Raw genomic sequence first — 24486 nt, forward strand, 5'->3', positions numbered from 1 at the left:
CGAAATGGGCGCCCGGATTTTAATTGTGGATGATGACCGGACGATTGTGGAATTTTTATCAATATTTTTGGAACGGGAAGGGTACTGCATTTTGTCCTGTTATGATGGGGAAAAGGCGCTGGAATACATTCGGAACGAGGTCTTTCAGCTCATTTTACTAGATATTATGATGCCGGTCATGAATGGTTTTGACCTGATTGGCCGGATTAGGGAAATCTCGGAGGTTCCGGTAATTTTCCTGACCGCCAAGGATCAGCAGGAGGATAAGATCAGGGGATTCATTGCCGGCTGCGATGATTATGTGACGAAACCTTTTGATTTGACGGAGCTTTCCTTGCGAATCTCGGCGATTTTAAAGCGCAGGCCGGCGGCTGCGGAAGAGACGGCTGTAGCCCCGGGGGAACTGCAGATTAAGGATCTCACTCTGTTGCCGGAGGAGCATGCGGTGTCCAAAAATGGCGTGGAAATCAACATGACGCCAAAAGAATATGGGATATTGCTGCTGCTGGCCAGGAACAAGGGCCGGGTGTTTACCTCACGCGATATTTATGAGCTGGTCTGGGAGGATACCTATCTGGAGAGCGACAACACCGTGCTTACCCATATCCGCAATCTGCGGGACAAGCTGGGGGATACCGTCAAAAATTCCAAGTACATCAGAACGGTCTGGGGTGTTGGTTATAAAGTGGACAAAGAAGCTTAAAACAGGGCTAGTCGGAGAACTGGTCCTGATTTTTATTCTGTCACTGGCAGCCACGCTGGTCGCAGTTTCGTTGACAGCCCATTTTCTGAAAGGCTCGGCATTATTTTATCCGGCTCAGACCGATGCGGAGCGGATGATGAGCTACAGGGAGAAGGTTGGCAATCCGCTGGCGGCTTGGCTGGAGGCCCGGGCAGGCGAGGCGGCTATTCCCCATCGGCTGGAGCAGGAGCTGCGGGTCAAGTTTCCCTTGGACTACAATAAAAGCTTTAGGGCTGCAGAGGAAGTAGTCGTGTCTGTGGTGAACGGGCAGGGGGAGCTGCTTCAAGCCAATTCGCATGTTGTCATTGTCCGCTCCGGGGAGACATTGCCGGGGGGAAAGGCGTTGCTGTCTACCGCAGATTATTCCCCTGCGCCGGAGGCTGGAGGTTTCGTGATCGGCAATCCCGAGGAGGAGCAGGTCTACAATATCGTTTTCTTTTCACCAAAGGAAGGCATCAGCATCAGCTATAACAACGGCTCCGGCACGAAATTACAGGAAACGCGGAAGCTCGGAAACGGGCTCTATCTGGTGGCTGCAAGCACGATTACTTATACCGAGAGTCCTGTATCTTTGCTGGGTGTTATTGTGTTTTTGCTGCTTTTTTATCTGGGTGTCCGGGGGAGAATCCGGTATATGCGCACTCTCGAACGGGGCACGCATACGCTGTATGCGACTGATTTTCAGGCTCGTATCCCGTTAAAATACAACAATGAGCTTACCACGATGGCTGCAGCACTGAATGATATGGCCGAGCAAATCGTCGCAAGCCGGAGCAAGGAGAAGGATTTTTTGCTCAATATTTCCCATGACCTGCGCACGCCGTTAACTTCCATCATGGGGTTTCTCAGTTTGCTTAAAGAGAAATCGTATGGCAGTGAGCAGGAAAGGGAGCGGTATGTCGAGGTTCTGGAGGAGCGGACCGGGTACTTAAAGAAGCTGATTGATGAGTTTTTTGAAATTTCGAAGCTGAAATGGAAACTGCCGGTAATAAATAAGAGCAGGGTGAATATGCAGGAGCTGCTGCGCCAGGTTGTGGAGGGGTACCATCCCCAAAGCAGGGACACGCATATTGAGACGGTTCTGCTGCTGCCGGATCAGTCGGTTTATGTGGAGGTGGATGCTGACCTTTTCGTCCGGGTGCTGGAAAATCTGTTGTCCAACGCCTTCAAATACAGCCGCGCAGATACGGAGCTTGTCATCCGCCTCCGGGAACCGGTGGCAGAGAGCCGCCGTCCAATTCCGTTACGGCTGGAATTGTGGAGCACACCGGCTCAAGCGATGGACAGCGGGGAGCTGCAGCGGTTGTTTGAACGATTCTACAAGCGGGATTCGTCGCGGGCCGGCGAAGGTGCGGGGTTGGGCCTGTCCATTGCTGCCGAGATCATAAGGCTGCATGGGGGCAAGCTGGACGCGCGGATCGAGGGTGAACGCCTAGGGATGATTATTGAACTGGAGCGTTCGCCGTGCAACAGCTGAACTACATGAACGCTGGAAGGCGCTCGGGGAATTGCTCCCCGCAGCGTCTTTTTTTTGGATACAAGGCACAATAGGGCTCTGTTAGGCGGGGGACTTCGACCCTTCCGATTTTCATTGAATATTCAGGTTGGGTGTTTATAATACGTCTATGAATCGGGGCAAGAGAATATAAAGCGTTGAACTATTACGCATAGGAGGTTTTCCATGGTAAGGGGAACTCAAAGAATACTGTATATCCTGCTTGCTTTCTGTATAGGACTTTTTATCGCATCCTCCTTTTTTATCCGGGCAAAGTATACCTACTCTGTGTACGGTGATACCACGGTTCTGGAGAAACAACAATGGGTTCTGTTTATCCTGGCGGCTGCGGCCGTTCTGGCTGTAAGCTTTGTGCTGTACAGAATGTGCTTAAAGCTTAACCGGTACAGCAGGAAAATCGTAATTCCGGCTGTGCTGCTGTTTTCGTTTGCGATCCAGCTCGTGATCATTTTCCTGTTCCCCCGGATGCCGACGGATGATTCGCAAACGGTGCTGTCGCTGGCGATGGATATGCTGTATGAGCAGGATTATTCCTCTTTTCAAACGGGGGGATATCTGTATATGTTTCCGTTTAATTTCTCCATGGTCCTGTACCTGAAAACATTACTGTTCTTATTTCCTGCTGCAAGTAAGAAGATTGAGTATCTCTTGGTTCGCAACTTCAATCACCTCTTTCTGTTCAACATATAATCATATACGTCTTTGAATCCCATGTACGACAGCACGATCAATAGCGGATACACCGGATAGATATAACGGGACTTTATTTCCCACAGCAGATAGAATGCGATAAAACCCAGAACCACCAGAATTAAAGAGGTTTCCTCAAACCTTTTAGCCCTTATGCCGCCAAACAATCGAATGAGAATAAAGCCATACATCAGGAAATTCTGGACATACAGCACCCAGAGCAGACCGCTTCTATACTTCGAATCTCCTTTAAACAAATCCGTGGCAAAGGTAGTATAACTATAGCGGTCCATCACAAATCCCGCTCTCCCTCCGCTTCTGGACGATCCGTCATTTCCAATGCCGTATCTCTCCATCTGGTACGTCCCTTCTGTCCAGGTCCACACCAGCTTTCTATAATACATTTCGGCGAGTTCACCCAGACTGGCCTCAGAGAGCTAGCTGGGTTGTTCACTGGTGCTCACCTCATGCGAGGCCATAACCGCTCAAAAAATCACAAAAACGGACTCCGGCTCAAGAATGAACGGGTTCCCGGGAGTGAACGGCGGCACGGACCGGGGTGGGGGCGGCCAGGGGATAAATGGTGGGGGTCCGGGAAGAAGCGGCAGTCAAGGGACGGACGGCGGGCAAGGCGGGAGACGGTGAGCACTCCCTGCCTTGTACTGTCCGCTGCGGGAGGCCGCTGAAGTCTCATGCGTAATCCCAAGGCAAGCTATAGGGTTCTTCGGATGTCCTTCTTCTTCAGGCCGTTCTTCTTGGCGGTGGCGTTCCAGAAAGAGTGGGTCGCGGCAAATTTCCAGGCGAAGCGCGGGAAATTTGGACTGAAGAGCATAGATTCATCTATACTTTGCGATTGTACATTATGAGCCAGGCTTTCCATTGCTTTGCCCAGATTCTTAAGCGGGCCCGTTCCAAGGGGAACCTTCTCGATAAAGTCCATCATTTCACCGGCGCCTTGACCGAGACCCTGCCCGAAAATTAGACCGGAACGGATGCACCAGTTCTGAATGATCTCAAGGGCAATGTGATTCTGCTTCCCTTCAAAAAAACCATTGTTCATCAGGGTATAAACGTAAATATCCTTCTCACGCCGCGTTTTCATGTATTCCTCAAGGGTAACAAGCATTCTGAATAGATGGGACGGGACTCCATCCACATAAAGCGGGAAGGCAATAATCAATATATCCATGCCGCATAGTTCGCTGTATTGCCCGGGGGTCAGCGGTTTTTTGTTAATGTTATAATGGGTGATTTCATGCCCGGTGCTTATGAGCGGTTCCAGTGTCTTCAGCAGGAGGTCTGAATTGCTTTTTCGCAGCTTGGGGCTTCCGTTGATCATTGCAATGTTCATGCCAGTACCTCCTTGACGGCTTGCAGGCCGTTATGAAAATAGACTAAATTCCCTGAGGAATACAAATTTAAGCTATTTGCTGCGACCAGCTTTTGTGCTGTTCCTTTCTCGGCTTCCGTGATGTCTTCACCGTAAAAATGTACGGTCAGGGCAAATTCATGGTCATAACGGTTGCGGTGATGGGTTTCACCATTCTTGGTTACAAAATAAGGAAGCACGTAGGAAATGCTCCGGTTCAACACATTGAGGATGAAAGGGCTGTAGCTTCCATATTCACATTTACTGATAATCATCAGTTCATCGCATTTCGAGAGAAGCTCCCCCATGTTGTTATAGCCGTCCTTCAGAACACAGACTCCAGGCGTCCGGACCCAGCACCCGAAGCAGCCGATACAATGACGGATAGTACCATTGTCGGAGATTACAGTTACGTCGGGGGTGTTGTCTTCAACCAATGCCGCAAATTGTTGCGGATTCAAGTCGTGAATAATCATTTTCATGGGTTATCCTCCTAAAATACAGGTTTGAGCGTAAAGATATCCCGCCAATCTCCGGAATACCGGACCCCGTTATTGGTGAGCAGTGAGGCCATTCCGTGCACCATTGACCATAGGGCAACCAGCTGCTTCGCATATTCTTCTTCCGGCAGGCCAAAGCTCTCAAACAACTGATAGGCTGTTGTGCGGAATAGAGCAAACGGCGGATAATTATCCGAATTATAATGGTCCAGGTCAATGGTGATGTCCGAATGGTAGAAAAGAAATTGAAAATACTGCGGATGGTCAACGAAAAAGTCAATGTAGGCCTGCCCCAGCAAGGAAATCGCCTCCTGAGTGCCCTCCTTTCCGTGAATGGATGTACGCAGTGTGTCCGTGAATTGCGCAGTGACATGCTCGCCCATAGCGTAGATCAATTCGTCAATATTCTTAAAATGGCTGTACGGTGCGGTATGGCTGACACTGCATTTCGCTGCGACCTTGCGCAAGGAAAAGCTCTTCAAACCATCTTCATTAATAAGTGTGATGCCGGCTTCTATAAGCTGATTTCGCAGATTGCCGTGGTGATAGGGTTTGTCTTTCATGTGCTGGATGCATCCTTCCTTTAATCTTAGCGCTGTAAAGATTGTAGCATATAATCTTTACAGTGTTAAGATGCGAAATCAGTTTTAGAATTCAGCTGTGTCAAACTCCGCGTTTAGGTGAGAGGAACATTCTATATCCATAAAAAAATCCCTTCCAGATTCCTGAAAGGGATTTGACAGCTATAGAATAATGTCTAAGTTTGATTTAGTGGCTATGCTTCCATCTTCTGTGCCGTATAAAGCCGGTAATAGTGGCCCTTGCGTGCTATAAGCTCGTCATGCGACCCGCTTTCCGCGATACCTTTGTTTGCGACATACATAATGCGGTCGCAGTTTTTTACGGTGGACAGGCGATGCGCGATAATGAACGAGGTGCGTCCCTTGAGCAGCTCATTGAGGCCCTTCTGGAGCAGACGTTCAGTTTTCGCGTCGATGGAAGAAGTCGCTTCATCCAGGATCAGAATGCGCGGATCAGCCAGCAGCGTTCTGGCGAACGAAATGAGCTGCCGCTGTCCTTGCGAGAGCTTGGAGCCACGTTCATTAACCTCTGTCAGGTAACCCTGATCAAACTCACGGATGAATTCGTCGGCACAAACGGTCTTGGCCGCAGCGATCACTTCTTCCTCGGTAGCATCGAGTTTGCCGTAACGGATATTATCCAGGATGGTCCCGGAGAAAATGAAGCTGTCCTGCAGCATGATCCCCATCTGGCCGCGAAGGGATTTCAGCGTAACCTGCGAGATATCCTGTCCGTCCATAAGAATCCTGCCGCCAGTAAGATTGTAGAAGCGGGAGATCAGATTGACGACCGTTGTTTTGCCTGCGCCTGTCGGTCCCACCAGGGCGATGCTTTGTCCTGCCAGTACATCGAAGGAGATATTCTCCAGAATGTTAAGCCCCGGATCATAGGCAAAGGTTACGTTGTCGAAGGTGACATGGCCCTGTACAGGCGGCAGTGCCTTCGCATCCGGAATATCGCTGACGGTAACCGGCTCATCCAGCGTTTCGAAGATACGCTCCAGGTAGGCGACGGCATTGATAAAGTTATTGTACAGGTTCGAAAGATTCAGAATCGGCTGCCAGAAGCGGGCTGCATAGCTACTCATGGCAAGAATCACACCAAAGGTGACATTTACAGGGTCCAGTGTCAGGAGACCCACCAGGAAGATCATCGTTGTAACGATGGTGCTCAGGTTGTCAACGCTAAACGGGATCAGCATGTTGAAACGCACCGCTGTTATCCATTCCTTACGGAAATTGCTGGCCAGACGCGTGAAAATCCCCTCATTGCGCTGTTCCCGGTTGAACATTTGTGTGACGCCGATGCCGCTGATGCTTTCCTGCAGGTAGGCGTTCAGATTGGAGCTTTTGTTGGACACCGCCTGCCATGCCCGGCGCTGCCGGGTTTTGATCAGCAGCATGATGCCGAAGAATACGGGCAGTCCTGCCAGAATAACGAACGAGAGCCGTACATCGACGGCGAACATGAATGCGGCGATAAAGACCAGATTCACGATTTCCAGAACAAAGTTGATAATACCGTTGGACAGCACATCCGAAACCGAATTGACGTAATTCACGACCCGGATCAGGATTTTGCCCTGCGGCCGGTCATCATAATATTTGAAAGGCAAATCCTGCAGATGCTTAAACAAATCCGTGCGGATGTCAAAAATAATGTCCTGTCCGACGCTTGTCATGATGCGTGAGCGATAGGTAGCCAGAATAACACTGACCACGATAGTCACAAGCATCAGCGCGGACCAGCCCAGCAGCGGAAGTTTGGCTTTGGCGGGAATGGTCACGTCGACGACATGCTGCATGATCAGTGGAGCGGACAGTGAAATGGCCGCTGAAATCGCGCTGAGCACAAACGCAAAGATCATGGGCTTTTTCTTCCGTTTGATATACACCATTGCACGACGGAAGTGTTTGATATTAAACGGCGATTCCAGATTCTCATCGACGTCGAATTTATTCCTTGCCATTAGCGGTCACCAGCCTTCCAATACCCTCGTTCTGCAGCATAAACACATCGTAGTAGTAGCCCCGTTTCGCCAGCAGTTCGGCGTGGGTACCCTCTTCAATCAGGCGTCCGCCATCCAGAATGAGAATGCGGTCAGCCTGCGAGGTAGTAGACACCCGCTGCGCGATAATGATCTTCGTGCAGGGATAATCCAGCTCGCGCAGACTTTTCTGAATGTGTTCCTCCGTCTCAAGGTCAACGGCAGAAGTCGTATCGTCCAGAATCAGAATAGGACGGTGGACCGCCAAGGCCCGCGCCAGCGCAATACGCTGCTTTTGCCCTCCGGACAGTCCAACCCCACGTTCCCCGACAACGGTGTCATACCCTTCGGGCATTTTGGAGATGAAATCGTGGGCAGCTGCGAGCCCGGCATAGGACATGGCCTCTTCCTCCGGAAGATCGGGGTCGCCATAGGCGATGTTCCCGTCGATGGTATCGGAGAACAAGAGTACATCCTGGGTTGCCATGCCGATATTGTCGCGGAGCTCATCGAGCTCAAGCTGGCGGACATCCACGCCGTCTACCAGCACACGTCCTGCGGATACGTCGTAGAAGCGGGGGATCAGGTTGATGATTGTCGTTTTTCCCGATCCCGTCGAGCCCATGATCGCTATCGTTTCACCGGGTTCAACTGTAAAGCTGACATCGTCCAGCACGGTAGCGCTATCATATTTGAAACGCACCTGATCGAACTCAATGCGGCCTTCGTAACGGCGTTTCTGTATGGACTTATGTTCGTTTACAATATTAGGCCGGGCATAATAGATGTCGATGATTTTAGTCAAGCTGGCAAAAAAGCGCTGAATGTCGTTGATAATAATCCCAATGTTGCGCATCGGGTTGGATATGGCCCAGATGAGCGAAGAGAAGGCAGCGAATTCACCAAAAGTGATCCGGCCTTCCATAAGGAACAGCCCGCCGGCCAGCATCAGGATGACGTTGAAGCCCTGTGCGAAGGATTCCAGATAAGGAAAGTAATCAAGCCATACCAGGGCAGCCTTTTTGTTAGCTGTTGAATAGTTGACATTCTTCTCTGTGAATTTTTCGATCTCGAACTCCTCGCGGGCAAAAGCCTTGACTACACGGTTGCCTGAAATATTCTCCTGTGTAGTGGTGTTAAGCTGGGACAGCCGCTCGCGCAGGTCAATATACATCGGACGGACGCGTTTGGCGAAAATGAAGGCCACGATAAAAATCGGTGGCGACAGGATAAGCATCCACAGCGTTAACTCCGCATCTATTGTGAAAAAATAGATAACGGCAGCAAGGAAAATCGTTAACGATTCAATGATCGTCTTAAAAATCCATGCCATAGAGTGCCGGACCATGTCCAGATCGCCGGTCATCTTGGTCATGAGGTCGCCGGTGCGGTTATGGTCGTAATATTCCCTGTCTTGTCCCTGGATCTTGTTGTACAAATAAATACGGATGTTGTACATCATGTTCTGCGAGGACTTTTCGTACTGCATGGTTGTCAAATAAGCAAGACCGGTGCGGAGCAGGGAAAAGCCGATCATGCCCAGGCAGAGCGCGATCAAGAGCCCCCGCTCTTGTGTGAGATTCTGCTGCGCATTGTCGCCGGCTATGAACGTGTCGACAATGCGCTGACTGATGTACGGATTCACGATCGTAAGACTTGAGCCTACCACCGAGAGGCAGAGCGCCAGAATGTACCGCGTACGGTTTCCCTCCAGGTTCTGCCACAGCCATTTTAGTTCGAACATCTAATCACCTGTTTCTGAATGTTCTTTCACTCTTGCTGGAAAAAGAATGAATAAATCAAGGTGATTATAACATTATCAAACGGCCAAGTATCGGCTACTGGAATATTTTCTTGTTACAATCGATTGAACTCTTTGGACAGTCATAGAAAAAACAGGAAAATAAAGTTTGTTGACTAGTGTACGCCGCACAGTACTGTGTGGTATTATAGTAGTGTAAGGGGGGATGGCTTTGGATATGTCGGAATGGATTTCTCAGGTGCGCCGGGGGCTGCTGGAATATTGCATCCTGCAGCTGATCAGCAGCCAGCCCCGTTACGGTTATGAGCTGGTAATGGCGCTGGGTCAATGGGAGGTGCTGGCCGTTAATGAAGGGACGCTTTATCCTCTTTTGCGGCGGCTGCTTAAGGAGAATTATTTAGAAGCCTTTTGGAAGGAGTCGGAGACCGGTCCGCGCCGCAAATATTATTCGCTCACCCCGCCTGGACGAGAGCTGCTTGCTTCCATGACAGAGGAATGGAGCAAGGTTGTAGGTGCTATCGGGCAAATTCAGCGGTATTAATTAGGTAATCAGGTTCGGTAAATACATGTTCAGTTGGAGGGAAACACAAATGGAGACAAACTCGAATGATTATCTTCGCAGGTTTTATGAGGCATTGGATTTTTTGCCTGAGGAGGAACGGGTAGATGCTGTCCGGGAAATTGAAAGCAGCATAGCCGACGGCATGGCGAGCGGCCAGCCGGAGGCGGTCATATTGGCTCGACTCGGCAATCCGCGCAAGCTGGCCAAGGCTTACCAAAGTGAATATATGATGGGCCGGGGCGGGGGGCTGTCGCTGAAAACCCTGTGGCAGATGGTGACTTTTTATTGCACTACCGGATTGCTGAGTATCATGATTATTCCGATCCTGGCTACTGTCGCTTATGGCTTTGGCCTTAGCGCAGTATTGATCTTACTGGCAGGGGTGATCCGCAGCTTTGGCGTTTCCTGGATCAATATGAACCTGGGCAACGGATACGATGTTCCCTACGCGTGGAGCATCCCTGTTGCCCTTCTGTTCAGCCTGTTTGTTGGTGGGATTGCCTTCATCAGCCGCAAATACTTGCTGATCTATATGAAGTTTCTCTCCAGACAATACAGCCGGCTCATTCCCCGCAAAAATTAATATGAAAAGGCGGTGTGGTCTAAATGACATATGGGAAGATCATTGGTGAGGGGAATACGGCGACCGTATATGAATGGGAAGAAGGGAAAGTGCTTAAGCTTTTCGCTGCGGGTTACCCCCAAAGTGATGTGGAAACAGAGTTTCAAAACACCAGAATGATCAATGATATGGGCTTTGCCAAAGCAAAGGCCTATGAAATGATTAGCTGCGAAGAGCGCATGGGCATTATATATGAGAAGGTGGATGGCGAATCCCTGTTGGATTGGGTTTTGAGGACAGGCGACCTTCAGAGCTGCGCTGAATATATGGCAAGACTGCATAAGACAATCCTTCAGAACAAAGTCAGTGATGTATTGAATTACAAAGAATTTCTAAAATATCATCTATTAAATGTTCCGTTGTCTAAAAGAATGGATCACGGACAAATATGCGGGATTCTGGATAAACTTAAGGATGGAGACACCCTTTGCCATGGCGATCTTCATCCCGGTAATATATTGCTCGTAAGCGGGCAGCCCGTTGTTATTGACTTCATGAACGTGTGTCATGGAGATTTACTATATGATGTGGCGAGAACAGTGTTTTTGGTACAGTATACTCCGGTCCCCGAAGCTGCTGAAGACCGGGAGATGCTGTTGCGGTTCAAAAAAACACTGGCCGATTTATATCTTAACGAAATGAATATTAGCCGAAGCATGATAGAAGATTATCTGTCCGTTATTATCGCGGCGAGAGCGGGAGAGTGCCCCGACGAATAGCCGGGGGAGCACTCTTCATAGTCTACTGGCGGTCAGGTTCAATGCTAACTCAACTTACCGTTTCGCCCGGTTATTGCCTCTTCTAATTCCTTATATTCACTAGACTGGGGGTCCACATTGCTTCCTGACAGTCTGAGCTTCTTCAAATGAGGGAGGTTCAGGAGTAGGCCGGGATCCGAAAATGAGGTTTTGCATAAATCCAGTGTTTCAAGCCCGGTCAGGGTGGAGATGAATTCCCATGATTTTGGCTTAAGCATAGTCAGATCCAGATTGATTAACGACGACATCCCGGTCAGTGCTTCCAGATTCTTTACTTTGGTTTCCCATATCCAGAGTAGCTCCAAATGGGGGAATTGCTCCCCTATGCCTTCGATGGAATTCAGTTTTGTTTTTTCCAGATACAATGTTTTTAGGTTTGGACAAATCCCCATTTCTTGAAGACTCTCCACAGATGAGCCTCTAAGCCGTATTTCCTCAATGCTGTCATGCTGGTAGAAGGGACTTAGATCACTGGCAGCAGCAAAATTAGCGTCCAGAATCTTCAGTTTCCTTAGCTGTGAAACATATGAAAGATCCACAAGCTTTTTAGGTGCGAGCAATCTGATTTCCTCTACATTTGGAAAAACCCTGAAAGAATCTAGGCTTTCCAGCTGGCAGGTTTGCCCTCCCAAAGAAACCTTCTTCACACCCGCGGCGGGTGCAAAGCCTGGCACAGCCTCAATCTCATCAAAGCTCATACTGATAGTCTCCAGGCTGTCCGGGAGAACGGTTTGACTGTCATAATTATGCTTGGAGAAACTGACCGACTTTAAGGATTTAAGAGGGGACAGTAATTGATCGGGCAGCGTGTGCTGGACATAGAACATTTGCAGAGATTCCAGATGTTCAAGCCGGGAAAGGGTCTCTATATTCTTTTTAATCGTTGTTTTACTTATGAAGCTTAGATGTTCCAGACTCGTGGCGGAGTCCAGGCCGGCAAGATCAGGCAGGGTCAGCCTGGAATTTGTGGTGCCGAATTCAAGCTTCTTGAGATTTGCGAATTCTTTTAAAGGCTCGTAGGTTGTGATCTGTTTGACCTGGAGAAGTTTCAGTGTGTCCAGCTCATAAATGGAACGGGGCTGATGAAACCATGCGTACTTTTTATAGTTCTCGACGTATGAAGCTGCTTCGTCCGCAAGGGCAGCTTTTGACTTGGCGTAATCCATTTCATGGCCTCCTAGCAAAATAAAATGATATAAACAGATATTGCTAACTTAGCATACGGTCTCTCCTATAACAAATCACACGATGCCGGATCGGGGAACCTGCCGAGCCCCGGCGGGCCTCGACTTTGTATTTGTGATAAACTGAAACCATATACAGCCGCACCGGACAGTGTATTGGAATGTACATAGAGTGAAGACTGGGCTTGGTCCGGATAGAGACAGGAGGATGGGCATGAGCTTTGTTGCCGTAAAGGGTGAGTACAAGCGTTATAAGATGGGCGAGAATGTGATTGTCGCCAACGACGGGATTGATTTTGAGATTAATAAAGGTGAATTTGCCGTTATTGTCGGTCCCAGCGGGGCGGGTAAATCGACCGTGCTTAATATTCTTGGCGGAATGGATTCCGCTGACGAAGGCCAGGTCATTGTGGACGGTACGGACATTGCCAAGTTCAGTGCCAGGGAGTTAACAGGCTACCGCCGCAATGACGTGGGTTTTGTGTTTCAGTTCTACAACCTGGTGCCCAATCTGACAACGCTGGAGAATGTCGAGCTTGCTTCGCAGATTTCCCCGCGTGCTTTGGATGCTCGTAAGGTGCTGGAGGATGTAGGACTGGGGGCTCGGCTGGATAATTTTCCGGCTCAGCTGTCCGGCGGCGAGCAGCAACGCGTTGCGATTGCCAGAGCGCTGGCTAAGCAGCCGAAGCTGCTGCTCTGCGACGAGCCGACAGGCGCGCTTGACTACAACACCGGCAAGCAGGTGCTGAAGCTGCTGCAGGATACCTGCCGCAATACCGGAACTACGGTCATCGTAATCACGCATAATCTGGCGATTGCCCCGATGGCAGACCGGGTCATTGAGATCAACAACGCTAAGGTACGGAAGATGGTAACCAATCCTTCGCCGGTATCCGTTGATGATATCGAATGGTAAGGAGAAGGCATCCATGAAAAAACGAGCGCTATGGAAAGATATTTTTCGTGAAATCGGGCACACCAAGGCCCGCTTTATTTCAATATTTGCAATTATTATGCTGGGCGTCAGCTTTTTCTCCGGAATCAAGGCAGCCGGGCCGGATATGCTGGATACCGCCGGAACCTTTTACCGGGAGACGGGGCTGATGGATCTGAAAGTGCAGAGCACCTACGGTTTGACCGAAGACAACCTTAAGCTGCTGAAGGATGTGCCGGGGATCGGTGAGATTCAGCCGGGGTACAGCGCAGATGTGTTCGCCGGCGACAATGCTTTGATCCTTAAGGTCTTTTCCTACAATACAGATACAACGCTTAACCAATACCGCATGATCGAAGGACATCTACCGGAGCATTCCGGAGAAATCGTGCTGGATGACGTGCTGGCCGGAGAATATGCGCTGGGCGACAAGGTAACGTTTAGCGGAAACGGTAAGGATACGGAGCTGTCAGACGACTTCGGGACACTGGATTATACCGTAGTGGGCTTTGTGCGGAGTCCCCAGTTTATTGAGAAGAACAACCGGGGGACCAGTACGATTGGCAAAGGCACGGCGGATGCGTTCGCCGCCATCCCGGAGGCAGACTTTAAGCTGCCGGTTTATACGGAAGCCTATCTGTCCTTTACAGATACTGCCGGGCTGAAGGCTTATTCGCCGAAGTATGAGGCGCTGATCGAACAGCATACCCAAGCGGTAGAGCAGGCGTTATCCGGCGTGCCGGAAGCGCGGCTTGCGGAGCTGCGGGCGGAAGGCGGGAAGGCGTTATCCGGCGGCCCCCTGGAGGTGGCTGCTGCCAAGCAGCAGCTCGCAGAGCTGGAGCTGCCCAAGATCTATGTCACAGACCGGAATGTAAGTCCGGGGTATACCGAATATAAAGACAACGCTGACCGGTTGTCGGCGATTGCGAGCGTGTTTCCGGTGTTCTTTTTCCTGATTGCTGCGCTGGTCAGCTTGACGACCATGACACGGATGGTTGAGGAGCACCGCCTGCAGATCGGAACACTTAAAGCACTTGGTTATGGCAACCGTGACATTATGGCCAAATTCATGGTCTATGGCACGCTTGCCAGTCTGGCGGCTTCGGTAGTTGGGCTTGCCGTGGGCTTCACCCTGTTGCCTACCATTATCTATAATGCGTACAGTTCACTCTATAACCTGCCGGATATCGTCAAGAGCTTCTATCCTTCGTATTCCATCCTCTCCGTTATTGTGGCGCTGATTTGCACTACGCTTACGGCTTGGATCGCTTCCCGGGTAGAGCTGCGCAGCAACGCTTCCGTATTGATGCGTCCGAAGGCGCCGAAGAGCGGGCAGCGGATTATATTGGAGCGGATATCCTTTGTCTGGAAACGGCTGAATTTTGTCCAGAAGGTTACCGCACGGAATCTGTTCCGCTACAAGCAGCGGATGTTCATGACTGTGTTCGGTGTAGCCGGCTGTACGGCGCTGATCCTGACCGGGTTTGGCCTCAAGGACTCGATCGGCAGCATCGCCGGAGAGCAATTCGGCACGATTATGAAATATGATGCGCTTGTAGCGCTGCATAATGATGTGCCTGCCGGTTCACGGGATGCCTATGAGCAGTTGATCACTGGGGAGTCCGCCATTACCGGGACGCTGAATGTGGCGCAGGAAACGATGACCGCACGCGCCAGCGGTGTAAATGACCAGGATGTGAATCTGTTCATACCAGCAGCTGTTGATTCTTTATCCGAATATGTAGAGCTGCGGGACCGGATAAGTGGAGAAGGGCGAAAGCTTACGGACGAGGGGGCTATTGTCTCGGAGAAGCTGGCTAAGCTGTACGGGCTGGAGCCGGGCGGCAAGTTGACCGTCGTGGACAACAAGAACGAAACCTTCAAGATTCAGGTCGCGGGGATTACGGAGAACTATGTGATGCACTATGTGTACATGACACCGGCGTATTATTCTTCTGTATTCGGGAAAGAGCCGGTATTCAACACAGAACTGCTGAACTATGGCGTGCAGGATGCAGCCTGGGAAGACGGACTCAGTGAAAAGCTGACGGCTAGTGAGCGTGTTGCTGCGGTAAGCTTCTCCAGCAGTGTAGGCTCCGCCTTCGACGATACCATGAAGAGCATGGACGTTGTGACCTTGGTGCTCATTGTGTCAGCGGCGGCACTGGCTTTTGTCGTGCTTTACAACTTAACCAATATCAATGTGTCCGAGCGGATCCGCGAGCTGTCGACGATCAAGGTTCTGGGCTTTTATGATAAGGAAGTAACGTTGTATATTTACCGCGAGAATATTCTGCTGAGTGTACTCGGCATTGCGGCCGGTTCCGGCCTCGGCATATTGCTGCATAGCTTCGTTCTGAGGACGGCTGAGCTGGATGCGACGATGTTCGCTCCAGTCATCAAGTGGCCCAGCTATGTGTATGCCGCGCTGTTAACCTTGTTGTTCTCGGGGATTGTTATGGTTTTCATGCATATCAAGCTCAAACGGATTCATATGATTGAGGCGCTCAAGTCAGTGGAATAGCGCTTGAAACAATATGAGCAAAGCCAGCCGATATCGGCTGGCTTTTTGTCAAGTAAGGGACGATAATTTCATATGCAGGATAGGGAAAGGATTTCCCTGCTCATCCAATGCAGACCGGTCAACCACTTGAAATCCCATATGCTCGTAGAACCCTGCAGCTTGGGGATTCTGCTCATTCACGTCCACCTCGTGTACATCCAGTGCTTCAATAACCCGGGCAACCAGCTTTCTGCCGATGCCTTGCCCTATCGCCTCTGGGGCTACGAACAGCATCTCAATCTTATGATCCTGCACCCCTATGAAGCCCAGCAGCTGCTCCTGTTCATCAGTGAACACAAGCAAATGGCCGATTTCCCGGAGTCCTTCAAGAACCACAGGCCGAAGAGCAGCGATAGCCTGTTCGGAGAGAAAAAGATGGGTAAGGCGTACCGATGCTTCCCAAATGCCCAATAGACCGGATAGCAGAGCTTCCGTTCTGGTTGTGATCCGGCGTATGCGTTCCCGATCTTCCCATGTCATCAGCTTGACGAGGCCGCGGCAGCCGAAGCAGCCGCAGCTGCGGTGATTGCAGTCTGCTGGGCAATGATAATGTTGGTAATGCTGGTGGAGAGCACCGTGTTCAGGATACCGTTTTGCACTTCATCCACCGCCTTGAGCGCTGCCAGCGCAGCAGACAGCAGCAGCAGCTCCTGCTCGGTAATCGACCATTTGCCGAACCCCTTTTGCGTGCGGAGAAATTCGAAGGTTCCGGAGACATCGTTCACAATGTCTTCCCTGCTTAGGGGAAGCAGGGACAGCACGCCAAGCGAAGATAGGGTGAATTGTTTGTCCATGCGGATATTCTGTGCAAGGAAGGCATCGCGTAAGGCCAGTACACGGTCCGCCGCCTCCTTGGCTTGATCGCCAAGAACCAGCACTTGTGTCAAACCTTGCACGCTGTTGCCGGACCGGAATTCGGGCTTAAGCGTGGTAAAGAGCTGCTCCATCCGTTCCACGCCGCTTTCGATATCGATATCGGACAGGCCGAGCATGGCGGCGAAGATGTAATCATCCTGCCCCGTAAGGAAACGGTGCGTCGCCTTCATGCTGTCATAAAACCGCTTTGCCCGCTCTACTGTGCGATGATATTGATCCGGCGTTTGATGTGCGGCGATTTGATAAGCCGCCACGACCAGATAATCGGAGCCATAGAATTTGATATCCTTCAACATGTCATATACGGACAGCGTGTTTCTAAGCTGTCCTTCCCTGTCGGCAGAAAGGGAGAGCAGGGCGGAAATGCTGATTGCAGAAGACCCCCTGAATGAAGAGAAGAGGCCGGTGTTTTCCTTGATCAGCTCATAGCTGGCACGGATCGCCCCTTCATCTGCAACCTTATCCTCTGTTGTGTACAGTAATGCCGCTAACCGGCTGACCAGCGCATTTTGCCAAGGGAACTCCTTTTTGATTATCTGTGCGTTTTGTGCGAACAGCACAAGCCTTGCTGTATACGGCTCCTTCATTAGCAACCACCTCTCACTAAACTGTGTTTTATCTCTATTAGATATTTTACTATACCATGCAAAAATGAAGAAAAACAAAAGCTATAGATGACTATATTTAAAGTCTACCTTGCAGGGTGCAGTGCACTCCGTCAATATTGAATTAGGAAAGTAAGCGGTACCCGAGAAAATTGGAGGGCGATGCCAGTAATGAAGGAGTTTGTAATCCGAAATCCGAAAGAAGAAGACGCAGAGCAGATCGGGAGCCTGGATTTTGTTCTTAATATGACCTATCTGTATCATGGCGATCTGGATAAGAGAAATATGTTCTGCGCAGTGAATGGGGAAGATAAAATTATAGCGGTTGCCCACCTGATGGAGCATGAGACCTTTCATGCGGCCGGACATGATGAAGATAAGGATTTCATCCGATATCTAAAGTTTCAAATCCTATTTGCGGACGATGTTGAGGATGAACAGATCAAAGATGCCCTGACGGATGCGTTAATTAGACGGTCCAGAGAAATTAAAGCCGGGCATCCGGACAAGCGCATTGTACTGGCTGAATATTTAGATGCGGATAATCTCAAGGATTTGAGCTACTACCTGGCCCGCGGATTTACCATCCGGGACACGATTGTTGTATTTAAATTCGACCTCAGTCAGGACATTCCCCGCTATCCTTTACCGGAGGGAGTTCAGGTGCTTCCATTTGCACTAGATAACACTCAGGCTTTGGAACAGTATCATCAAGCTGAGCTCGCCTCCTTTGACGGTGTCGCCTGGAGTATGAACCATTTAAGCTGGATGCAGGGATCGCCGGAAATGGTCAATTTTTGTGCGTTTGCTGGCAATCAATTGATCGGCAACACGTCCACATGGCGTATCACGGATGAGCGGAGCGCAACGGAAAGTGTTTTTGTCATACCGGAATGGCAGAAACAAGGCGTCGCCCGGAGCATGATATGCACAGCTCTGGAGCATCTGAAGCAGCAGGGCAAATCAATCGCCACCTTGGGCACACATGGAAACAATCAGAAGGCCATTCGCCTATATACTCAGATTGGCTATGAGCTGTACGGGTTCATCCTGACGATCGGCTATGCAATTGATTAAAATACGCTTCAAAGCGAATTATACAACTAGGATGCTGCCATCGTAAAAGTGGAATTAACCAGGCAGCGTTGTGCTTCGAGCCAAGTTTTTCGTCGGGATCATCACAATTGGTTGTTCAGCTGGATGCGCTGGAATACTTGTGGAGGCTGCGGTTGAAGAAGAGTGTCGCAACTGTAAAAAGGATGACCATAAGCACGGCTCCTGCCGCAAGCATAAGGGGCTCAGCTTTCTGGACAAGTGCTTCAGCCGGAACCGATACAATGAACCCGACAGGCAGCACCCATGTCAAGACCAACCGGAGCGGGCGCGGATAGATGCCGATCGGATACCGCCCCGCTTGCAGGATATCTTCCATGATCCACAACATGTATGTCCCTCTATACCAAAAAGCGACAGAGCTCAGAATCAGCATCACGGAATACAGAATTCCGAGAGAAATAACTAGTGCAAGCAGAAACTGAGCAGCAGCTAGGAGGGTTATTTCGCTGTTCATGCCGTCTATCGCGAAAAGGACTACACCTGCGGCAACGGCGATATGCAAAACCGACCAGAGAGACCATTCCCGCACACTGATATAATATTGAGTCGATATGGGTTTCAATAGGGTATAATCAAACGTCCCGCTTTCAATCTCGCCGTCCATGCCGCCAAGCTTATTCATGCTGGGGCCGATCACAACATTTTTCACGGCTTGCACCAGCATGTAAACGCCGAGTACAGCCAGAGTCTCCGGCATCGTCCAGCCGTTAAGGACCTCATTGTTGACGTACAGAATATAAATCCCCCCAATACCGCCTGCCAGACCTAACACCGCACTTAAAAAATTCATAACAAAGTTCAGCCGATATGCTGACTCATTCTGAAACGCCGCCTTCATGAAGGTAAAGATTAGTCTGAAATAACTCATGAATTATCCTCCCACTGCCGAATATTTACGCTGGCCGTACCGGTTTACACCATAACACATAAGCATCAATACAGCAGTCCAAAGCAGCTGCATGGTGAAGCCCCGGATCATGCTCTCACGGTGTAATGTGCCCATAAGCGCCTCCACCGGGAAAGAGATCATGTACCGGTAGGGCAGAAAATGCGTAAGCTGGTTAAGCTGGCCGGGGAACAAGGCAAGCGGAGCCACCTGTCCGCCGAACAGAAAGATGAAGGTATCGTTGACACTGAGCAGTGCCGAGGAATGCTGTGTCCAAAAAGCGAGAAGGGACAGGATGTAGGCGAGCAGAAAGCGAATCATGAGTGCGAGCATAAGGGCCGCAAGGCCGGCAGCTACGGACACTAATGTAAAACTGGCCTGCACGCCCAGCAATAACCCGAGTAGCATAACTACAACCGCAACAAACGGGATGCACACCATTTTGACAGCCGCTTCTTGTCCGACCGCTCCATAAATAAGCGGCAACGGGCGCAGCAGCGCTGAGGATATCGAGCCATTATGTATCGCTTGAGCCGTTGACCAGTGTGTCGTCGGATACGTCATTTGATTGATGAGAATGAGGGACAGATAGTATAGAACAAAGGCATTCCTGTCATATCCCCCGATCGTGCCGGATGACGCAGCCGTCGACCAGACGATCATATAGATCACAGGTCCGATCATCCAGCCGAGTGCAAGCGTCCAGAAGAATCCTTTTTCCGACATGAAATTGAAGAGCTGGCCCCGAATCATCGCTATTCCGCCGCGGATATTCATACAGTGATCCCCTCTGCGTATATAGTGTCAATCACTGATTCAATGGGGGGATCAGCGATTCCGAAATCAATGAGGATATACCTGCTCATCAGCATTCCGCTGGCCCTCACGACATCCTCTTTCTTTACCCGGAGGGTGTACTCATTTCCGCTATTCTCAATCCATTCTGCCGGAATTCCATCTATTTGAAGGCTCTCCGGGCTCAGCGGAGGATTCTCTTCTTCAAGGGTCAGCTTGATGATCCGGTACGGTGTGATCTTGTCCGTCAGGCTGGACAGCTTACCGTCATAGACCAAATGTCCGCCGTTGATCAGCATCACCCTGGAGCAAAGCGAAGTGATATCGGACATATAATGGCTTGTCAGCATAACCGTTGTACCAAATTTCTGGTTATATTCCTTCATATATTGCCGCAGCCTTAATTGCATTGTCACGTCCATCCCAAGCGTCGGCTCATCCAGATACAGGATTTCCGGCTTATGCAGAAGGGTGACTATAAATTCGCATTTGGACCGTTCACCGAGCGAGAGGTTGCGGGCGCGTTTCTGCATAAGCTTACCTACATCGAACATGTCCCCAAGCTCTACAAGATGTCTTTTGAAATCCGCTGTGGGCACTCCGTAGATCTCTTTGAAAATGTGCATCGTATCATACACGGTGTTATTCCACTGCATTTGGCTGCGATTGCCCATGAGCATGCTGATCTTCTTGAGATATTGGGGTTTGCGCTGCCACGGGGTAAACCCCGCAGCCGTTGCACTGCCTGAAGTCGGGTAGAGCAGCCCGGAGAGCATTTTGAGTGTCGTGGTCTTGCCTGCGCCATTCGGCCCGATGAACCCGACCATTTCACCGCGTTCTATGGCAAAGCTCACCTCGTCTACAGCTTTAACTTCATTAAAATGCGGACGGAACAAGCTGCCAAACGCCGAACGAAGGCCGGCCTCCCTAACCGGAATGCGGTATATTTTTGATAATCCGTTTGCTTCGATATGATACGCCATAGATTCATCCTCCTTTGATGACAGGAGTTTATCATGCCGGGGGAGGGGTGGTGCAAAACTGGAGGGTTCTATTTGATAGCTGTTGTTCTCTGTGGTATAACAGATGTATCTTTTTTCCAGAGGGGGTTGTTGCATGCCGGAACAGTGGGGACACTTCGATATTATCCTTGGGTCAGTCATGAGCAGCAAAGGCATTGACAGCGGGAAGCTGGCTCAGCTTGCGCACGTTCAGAGAAGCCAGCTGAATCTGTATATCACCAATGAAATCAAGCGTCCCGATCTTGGCGTTCTGGCCCGGATTTGCACAGCGCTTGCTTGTGACATTGGAGAGATTATGAAGTTTATCCCCGATGAATCAGCCGCGAAACCCAAGCCGATTCTTAATACATCCGGTGAAGCATTTTATAGGACAGGACAAATCGCTCAGGAGCTGGGCGTACATCCCAATACGATAAGGTTTTATGAAAAAATAGGGCTGATCTCACCGGTAGAACGTACGGAAAACCGCTATCGGCAGTTTACATACAGACATCTTACACAGCTTCGGGTTTGCCGTTTGATCTTTGGTACCCCCTATACCAACCGCACTCTAAGAAACACCGCCTTTTCGGTTGCAGCTGCCCTTAAATCATGGGATGTGGAGCTGGCGTTAACCAATGCTGAAGCCTATCAGCATCTATTGGAGAAGGAATACGCCTCTGCACTGGAAACAGCGTCGCTGCTTAAGAATTGGACCGAGAAAGGTCAGCTGCCCGGCACAGGGAATGTGTATAGCCATAAGGAAGCCGCCTCTTTGTTAGGAGTCACACCGGAAGTGCTGCGCAATTGGGAGCGCAACGGGCTGATCTGTGTTCCGCGGCAGCCTGATCAATCCCGCGTCTATGGAGATGAAGAAATTGCAAGGCTACGTATCATCTATATGCTGAGGCAAAATCATTACAGCATATCCGCTATCCAGCGCAGTATGCTCATTTTCGACAGTGGCAACAGCGCCGGAGCTGTTCTTGCGCTTAACCAGCCAGCGGCGGATTTGGAAATTGAATTTGTCAGTGCAGGCGATCATTGGCTGGACACCCTTGCCAGCCTGACTATAAGCGCAGCTGCAATCAAACAAATTGTAGTGGAGATTAGATAGGAAGGCTCCAATTGTTCACCACCCGATAGCCATCTCAAGATAGCAGCCTTCACTTGCTGCAAATAACTTTATAAAGAGTGACATCAGGGTTGACGAAGCGCAGCAGAAACCCAATCCAACCGGGAACAATAAACAAGCAGGAGCCCAAGGTCTCCTGCTTGTTTTTATCTAAAGATAAGAATTTATATGTTTCACGCTATAAATTATCCTTCTATTTCTCGCTGAAACGGATACCGTCCTTTTGAGGACGGCGAAGCCGTTTCCACTTGACACTATTTATTGGGTATTAATCACAAATTCCACGCCTTCTTTGCGATTTTTTGCATATTCAGCGGTTGCTGTGAATAGTAAGTCGGAAGATGAGTTAAGCGCAGTCTCGAAAGAGTCCTGCAGAACACCGATGATGAAACCTACACCAACGACTTGAATCGCAATATCATTCGGAATGCCGAAGACGCTGCATGCTAGAGGAATCAATAAGAGCGATCCTCCGGCAACACCTGAGGCACCCGCAGCAGATATAGCAGACAGCACGCTAAGAACAAGCGCCATACCAAAATCCACTTCAATGCCGACCGTGTGAACAGCAGCGAGGGTCAAGACAGAGATCGTAACAGCTGCACCCGCCATATTAATCGTAGCACCTAAGGGAATGGACACAGAATACGTATCTGCATCCAGATCGAGCTTTTCACATAATCTCATGTTGATGGGAATGTTTGCGGCTGAGCTGCGAGTAAAGAATGCGGTAATCCCGCTTTCCTTCAGGCAATGGAACACAAGAGGGTAAGGATTTCTACGAATATTCAGATATACAATTAACGGATTAATCACAAGCGCCATGAATAACATACATCCAATGAGAACAAGAAGGAGTTTACCATAATCAAGCAGGGATGAAAGTCCCTTTGCTGTAATAGAATCAAAGACAAGACCCATGATGCCTAATGGTGCCAAGCTGATTACCCACTTGACGATTTGCGAGACAGCATCTGAAAAATTAGTAAGCGTGTCTTTGGTGTTATCATTGGCATTTCTAAGAGCAAAGCCAAGTAATATAGCCCATGTTAGGATACCGATATAGTTGGCATTCATTAGGGCGTTTACCGGGTTATCGACCACATTAAACAGCAAAGCCTTGAGTACTTCTACAATTCCATCAGGTGGAGTCAGGTCGCTCACACCCTTTACAAGTGATAGGCGTACCGGAAACATAAAACTTACGATAACTGCAATCAGTCCTGCCAAAAATGTACTTAAACCATACAGAACAAGAATCGCTTTCATATTCGTTTGTTGGCCTTTTTTATGTTTGGATATGGCCGACATGACTAAGAGCAAGACCAATACAGGTGCGACTGCCTTTAATGCCAGTACAAACAAGGAGCCGAAAATGCTGACTCCAGTTGCATCAGGAATCAATACAGCTAAAATTATACCAATTACAATCCCCACAAGTATTCGTTGTACTAGGCTCACTTGGTTCCACTTGAGCAATGCTGTCTTCATTACTTCCCCCCGGTTTCAATATGGAAATATAACTAAGCCCTGACGCCTGCTTTATTACGGCAGCGTATGTAAGTTTATCACGAAAAATGTCGATTGTGTGCAACTGTAAAAATTTGCACACCGTTATCCGATCCTCCGCTATTTGATAGTGTCCGCTGATAATGGGCGGCTTGTCAGGTGCAAATGCCATTTAGCCACTTACCCGATTGGGGGGAGTAAACGGGACTCTATGGTCTGTATTTCTTCCACTTTCTGATTTTGGCGCGGAAGTTGGTGAACGGGGCGACTGAATTGATGTGAATCCAGCGGGCCATCGGCCAGTTGTCCTTGCTGCCGGTCCATTTGCGAGTGCCTTGGGTGAACAGCTCTTCTTCGGTTAAAGTACCGATCCATTCCAGCCACTCCTGCTCCCTCTGACGGAATAGGTCTCGCAGCTCGGCGAGGGATAATGCGGCATATTGCTCGTAGAAGGACTGGTAAAGTCCGCCAAGCTGGTTCCATTTATAGCCGGGTGACGGCATATGGACTTCACGGCCTTCCCGTTCATCCTTGTCCCAGCCCATGATGAGCGGAAGCCAGCCAAGCTGGTAGGCGATAATTTCGGCGGGTGTCTTATCCACCTCAGGTATTCTTGCATCCCTCTGGCTGTCGTCGATCCCGTCAAATTCTGCATCCAGCAGCACATATTTGGAATGAATGGTCTCGATTAATTTCTCTTTGGACGAATATTCATAGCTTGCCATAGCAGCGCACCTCGTTTTTATTCTAGTTATACCATAGAGCAGTGACGGCAGTATGTCATATTTAACC

General features: G+C 49.7%; 25 protein-coding genes. 11 read left to right on the forward strand and 14 right to left on the reverse strand.

Annotated features, from left to right (window positions below; translation table 11 throughout):
• The first annotated feature begins 4 nt into the window (after positions 1–4).
• The 3 genes from NST99_RS03735 to NST99_RS03745 all read left to right on the forward strand — a co-directional run bounded on the left by NST99_RS03735 (position 5) and on the right by NST99_RS03745 (position 2948).
• Complete coding sequence (locus NST99_RS03735; protein ID WP_341089798.1) at positions 5–703, forward strand: response regulator transcription factor; 699 nt, start codon at positions 5–7, stop codon at positions 701–703.
• Positions 672–2219 (forward strand): HAMP domain-containing sensor histidine kinase, encoded by a 1548-nt coding sequence (locus NST99_RS03740; protein WP_341089799.1) that lies wholly within the window; start codon positions 672–674, stop codon positions 2217–2219. Before NST99_RS03735 ends, NST99_RS03740 begins: the two co-directional genes overlap by 32 nt.
• Before the next feature lie 204 nt (positions 2220–2423).
• A complete protein-coding gene (locus NST99_RS03745; RefSeq protein ID WP_341089800.1) occupies positions 2424–2948 on the forward strand; it encodes a hypothetical protein in 525 nt (174 codons plus the stop codon).
• On the opposite strand, the gene NST99_RS03750 is transcribed toward NST99_RS03745, so the two are convergent.
• Complete coding sequence (locus tag NST99_RS03750; protein WP_341089801.1) at positions 2924–3352, reverse strand: hypothetical protein; 429 nt, start codon at positions 3350–3352, stop codon at positions 2924–2926. The genes NST99_RS03745 and NST99_RS03750 overlap by 25 nt on opposite strands.
• Before the next feature lie 115 nt (positions 3353–3467).
• Here NST99_RS03750 and NST99_RS03755 point away from each other — a divergent pair, with 115 nt between their 5' ends.
• On the forward strand, positions 3468–3593 hold the full coding sequence (locus tag NST99_RS03755) for a hypothetical protein (RefSeq protein ID WP_341089802.1): 126 nt from the start codon (positions 3468–3470) through the stop codon (positions 3591–3593).
• Between the two features lie 67 nt (positions 3594–3660).
• Here NST99_RS03755 and NST99_RS03760 read toward each other — a convergent pair whose 3' ends face one another.
• The 5 genes from NST99_RS03760 to NST99_RS03780 all read right to left on the reverse strand — a co-directional run bounded on the left by NST99_RS03760 (position 3661) and on the right by NST99_RS03780 (position 9130).
• The gene (locus NST99_RS03760; RefSeq protein WP_341089803.1) at positions 3661–4299 is read right to left on the reverse strand and encodes a hypothetical protein; all 639 of its coding nucleotides are present in this window, start codon (positions 4297–4299) and stop codon (positions 3661–3663) included.
• Positions 4296–4799, reverse strand: coding sequence for a flavodoxin family protein (locus tag NST99_RS03765; protein WP_341089804.1), 504 nt, complete (start codon positions 4797–4799; stop codon positions 4296–4298). The genes NST99_RS03760 and NST99_RS03765 overlap by 4 nt, the downstream gene beginning before the upstream one ends.
• Before the next feature lie 11 nt (positions 4800–4810).
• The gene (locus NST99_RS03770; RefSeq protein ID WP_038585932.1) at positions 4811–5380 is read right to left on the reverse strand and encodes a TetR/AcrR family transcriptional regulator; all 570 of its coding nucleotides are present in this window, start codon (positions 5378–5380) and stop codon (positions 4811–4813) included.
• 212 nt (positions 5381–5592) lie between these two features.
• On the reverse strand, positions 5593–7368 hold the full coding sequence (locus NST99_RS03775; RefSeq protein ID WP_341089805.1) for an ABC transporter ATP-binding protein: 1776 nt from the start codon (positions 7366–7368) through the stop codon (positions 5593–5595).
• Complete coding sequence (locus NST99_RS03780; RefSeq protein ID WP_341089806.1) at positions 7355–9130, reverse strand: ABC transporter ATP-binding protein; 1776 nt, start codon at positions 9128–9130, stop codon at positions 7355–7357. The genes NST99_RS03775 and NST99_RS03780 overlap by 14 nt, the downstream gene beginning before the upstream one ends.
• Before the next feature lie 235 nt (positions 9131–9365).
• On the opposite strand from NST99_RS03780, the gene NST99_RS03785 reads away from it, so the two are divergent.
• Genes NST99_RS03785 through NST99_RS03795 form a run of 3 tightly spaced genes read left to right on the forward strand, consistent with a single transcriptional unit; the run spans position 9366 to position 11051 of the window.
• On the forward strand, positions 9366–9689 hold the full coding sequence (locus NST99_RS03785) for a PadR family transcriptional regulator (protein WP_341097542.1): 324 nt from the start codon (positions 9366–9368) through the stop codon (positions 9687–9689).
• A 49-nt stretch (positions 9690–9738) separates the two neighbouring features.
• Positions 9739–10293: a DUF1700 domain-containing protein gene (locus tag NST99_RS03790; RefSeq protein ID WP_341089807.1), complete on the forward strand. Its 555-nt coding sequence runs from the start codon at positions 9739–9741 to the stop codon at positions 10291–10293.
• A 23-nt stretch (positions 10294–10316) separates the two neighbouring features.
• Positions 10317–11051 (forward strand): aminoglycoside phosphotransferase family protein, encoded by a 735-nt coding sequence (locus NST99_RS03795; RefSeq protein WP_341089808.1) that lies wholly within the window; start codon positions 10317–10319, stop codon positions 11049–11051.
• 44 nt (positions 11052–11095) lie between these two features.
• Here NST99_RS03795 and NST99_RS03800 read toward each other — a convergent pair whose 3' ends face one another.
• Entirely contained in the window at positions 11096–12256 is a 1161-nt protein-coding gene (locus NST99_RS03800) for a hypothetical protein (RefSeq protein ID WP_341089810.1), read from the reverse strand.
• 232 nt (positions 12257–12488) lie between these two features.
• Between NST99_RS03800 and NST99_RS03805 the strand changes: the two genes are divergently transcribed.
• On the forward strand, positions 12489–13190 hold the full coding sequence (locus NST99_RS03805) for an ABC transporter ATP-binding protein (RefSeq protein ID WP_341089812.1): 702 nt from the start codon (positions 12489–12491) through the stop codon (positions 13188–13190).
• 13 nt (positions 13191–13203) lie between these two features.
• The gene (locus NST99_RS03810; RefSeq protein WP_341089814.1) at positions 13204–15732 is read left to right on the forward strand and encodes an ABC transporter permease; all 2529 of its coding nucleotides are present in this window, start codon (positions 13204–13206) and stop codon (positions 15730–15732) included.
• Between the two features lie 48 nt (positions 15733–15780).
• Here NST99_RS03810 and NST99_RS03815 read toward each other — a convergent pair whose 3' ends face one another.
• Both NST99_RS03815 and NST99_RS03820 read right to left on the reverse strand, forming a co-directional pair.
• On the reverse strand, positions 15781–16251 hold the full coding sequence (locus tag NST99_RS03815) for a GNAT family N-acetyltransferase (RefSeq protein ID WP_341089816.1): 471 nt from the start codon (positions 16249–16251) through the stop codon (positions 15781–15783).
• Positions 16251–17234: a DUF4003 family protein gene (locus NST99_RS03820; RefSeq protein ID WP_341089818.1), complete on the reverse strand. Its 984-nt coding sequence runs from the start codon at positions 17232–17234 to the stop codon at positions 16251–16253. The genes NST99_RS03815 and NST99_RS03820 overlap by 1 nt, the downstream gene beginning before the upstream one ends.
• Positions 17235–17423: 189 nt before the next feature.
• Here NST99_RS03820 and NST99_RS03825 point away from each other — a divergent pair, with 189 nt between their 5' ends.
• The gene (locus tag NST99_RS03825) at positions 17424–18329 is read left to right on the forward strand and encodes a GNAT family N-acetyltransferase (RefSeq protein WP_341089819.1); all 906 of its coding nucleotides are present in this window, start codon (positions 17424–17426) and stop codon (positions 18327–18329) included.
• A gap of 115 nt (positions 18330–18444) precedes the next feature.
• On the opposite strand, the gene NST99_RS03830 is transcribed toward NST99_RS03825, so the two are convergent.
• Genes NST99_RS03830 through NST99_RS03840 form a run of 3 tightly spaced genes read right to left on the reverse strand, consistent with a single transcriptional unit; the run spans position 18445 to position 21032 of the window.
• Positions 18445–19236 (reverse strand): ABC transporter permease, encoded by a 792-nt coding sequence (locus tag NST99_RS03830; protein ID WP_341089820.1) that lies wholly within the window; start codon positions 19234–19236, stop codon positions 18445–18447.
• Positions 19237–19239: 3 nt separating this feature from the next.
• Positions 19240–20031, reverse strand: a complete 792-nt coding sequence (locus tag NST99_RS03835) for an ABC transporter permease (protein ID WP_341089822.1) — start codon at positions 20029–20031, stop codon at positions 19240–19242.
• Positions 20028–21032 carry an ABC transporter ATP-binding protein gene (locus tag NST99_RS03840; protein ID WP_341089824.1) on the reverse strand — a complete coding sequence of 335 codons (1005 nt, stop codon included), beginning with the start codon at positions 21030–21032 and terminating at the stop codon, positions 20028–20030. The genes NST99_RS03835 and NST99_RS03840 overlap by 4 nt, the downstream gene beginning before the upstream one ends.
• 133 nt (positions 21033–21165) lie before the next feature.
• On the opposite strand from NST99_RS03840, the gene NST99_RS03845 reads away from it, so the two are divergent.
• Positions 21166–22167, forward strand: coding sequence for a MerR family transcriptional regulator (locus NST99_RS03845; protein WP_341089826.1), 1002 nt, complete (start codon positions 21166–21168; stop codon positions 22165–22167).
• Between the two features lie 276 nt (positions 22168–22443).
• On the opposite strand, the gene sstT is transcribed toward NST99_RS03845, so the two are convergent.
• Positions 22444–23676 (reverse strand): serine/threonine transporter SstT, encoded by a 1233-nt coding sequence (sstT, locus tag NST99_RS03850; protein WP_341089828.1) that lies wholly within the window; start codon positions 23674–23676, stop codon positions 22444–22446.
• A 227-nt stretch (positions 23677–23903) separates the two neighbouring features.
• Complete coding sequence (locus NST99_RS03855; protein WP_341089829.1) at positions 23904–24419, reverse strand: ClbS/DfsB family four-helix bundle protein; 516 nt, start codon at positions 24417–24419, stop codon at positions 23904–23906.
• Between the last annotated feature and the right edge of the window lie 67 nt (positions 24420–24486).

The sequence above is a fragment of the Paenibacillus sp. FSL L8-0470 genome (genome assembly GCF_038008625.1).
GTDB lineage: Bacteria > Bacillota > Bacilli > Paenibacillales > Paenibacillaceae > Paenibacillus_AQ.

Coding starts and splice junctions, on each gene's coding strand:
- NST99_RS03735 (WP_341089798.1), top strand. CDS start 5: ATGGGCGCCCGGATTTTAATTGTGGATGATGACCGGACGATTGTGGAA.
- NST99_RS03745 (WP_341089800.1), top strand. CDS start 2,424: ATGGTAAGGGGAACTCAAAGAATACTGTATATCCTGCTTGCTTTCTGT.
- NST99_RS03750 (WP_341089801.1), bottom strand. CDS start 3,352: ATGTATTATAGAAAGCTGGTGTGGACCTGGACAGAAGGGACGTACCAG.
- NST99_RS03755 (WP_341089802.1), top strand. CDS start 3,468: ATGAACGGGTTCCCGGGAGTGAACGGCGGCACGGACCGGGGTGGGGGC.
- NST99_RS03760 (WP_341089803.1), bottom strand. CDS start 4,299: ATGAACATTGCAATGATCAACGGAAGCCCCAAGCTGCGAAAAAGCAAT.
- NST99_RS03765 (WP_341089804.1), bottom strand. CDS start 4,799: ATGAAAATGATTATTCACGACTTGAATCCGCAACAATTTGCGGCATTG.
- NST99_RS03770 (WP_038585932.1), bottom strand. CDS start 5,380: ATGAAAGACAAACCCTATCACCACGGCAATCTGCGAAATCAGCTTATA.
- NST99_RS03775 (WP_341089805.1), bottom strand. CDS start 7,368: ATGGCAAGGAATAAATTCGACGTCGATGAGAATCTGGAATCGCCGTTT.
- NST99_RS03780 (WP_341089806.1), bottom strand. CDS start 9,130: ATGTTCGAACTAAAATGGCTGTGGCAGAACCTGGAGGGAAACCGTACG.
- NST99_RS03785 (WP_341097542.1), top strand. CDS start 9,366: ATGTCGGAATGGATTTCTCAGGTGCGCCGGGGGCTGCTGGAATATTGC.
- NST99_RS03790 (WP_341089807.1), top strand. CDS start 9,739: ATGGAGACAAACTCGAATGATTATCTTCGCAGGTTTTATGAGGCATTG.
- NST99_RS03795 (WP_341089808.1), top strand. CDS start 10,317: ATGACATATGGGAAGATCATTGGTGAGGGGAATACGGCGACCGTATAT.
- NST99_RS03800 (WP_341089810.1), bottom strand. CDS start 12,256: ATGGATTACGCCAAGTCAAAAGCTGCCCTTGCGGACGAAGCAGCTTCA.
- NST99_RS03805 (WP_341089812.1), top strand. CDS start 12,489: ATGAGCTTTGTTGCCGTAAAGGGTGAGTACAAGCGTTATAAGATGGGC.
- NST99_RS03810 (WP_341089814.1), top strand. CDS start 13,204: ATGAAAAAACGAGCGCTATGGAAAGATATTTTTCGTGAAATCGGGCAC.
- NST99_RS03815 (WP_341089816.1), bottom strand. CDS start 16,251: ATGACATGGGAAGATCGGGAACGCATACGCCGGATCACAACCAGAACG.
- NST99_RS03820 (WP_341089818.1), bottom strand. CDS start 17,234: ATGAAGGAGCCGTATACAGCAAGGCTTGTGCTGTTCGCACAAAACGCA.
- NST99_RS03825 (WP_341089819.1), top strand. CDS start 17,424: ATGAAGGAGTTTGTAATCCGAAATCCGAAAGAAGAAGACGCAGAGCAG.
- NST99_RS03830 (WP_341089820.1), bottom strand. CDS start 19,236: ATGAGTTATTTCAGACTAATCTTTACCTTCATGAAGGCGGCGTTTCAG.
- NST99_RS03835 (WP_341089822.1), bottom strand. CDS start 20,031: ATGAATATCCGCGGCGGAATAGCGATGATTCGGGGCCAGCTCTTCAAT.
- NST99_RS03840 (WP_341089824.1), bottom strand. CDS start 21,032: ATGGCGTATCATATCGAAGCAAACGGATTATCAAAAATATACCGCATT.
- NST99_RS03845 (WP_341089826.1), top strand. CDS start 21,166: ATGCCGGAACAGTGGGGACACTTCGATATTATCCTTGGGTCAGTCATG.
- sstT (WP_341089828.1), bottom strand. CDS start 23,676: ATGAAGACAGCATTGCTCAAGTGGAACCAAGTGAGCCTAGTACAACGA.
- NST99_RS03855 (WP_341089829.1), bottom strand. CDS start 24,419: ATGGCAAGCTATGAATATTCGTCCAAAGAGAAATTAATCGAGACCATT.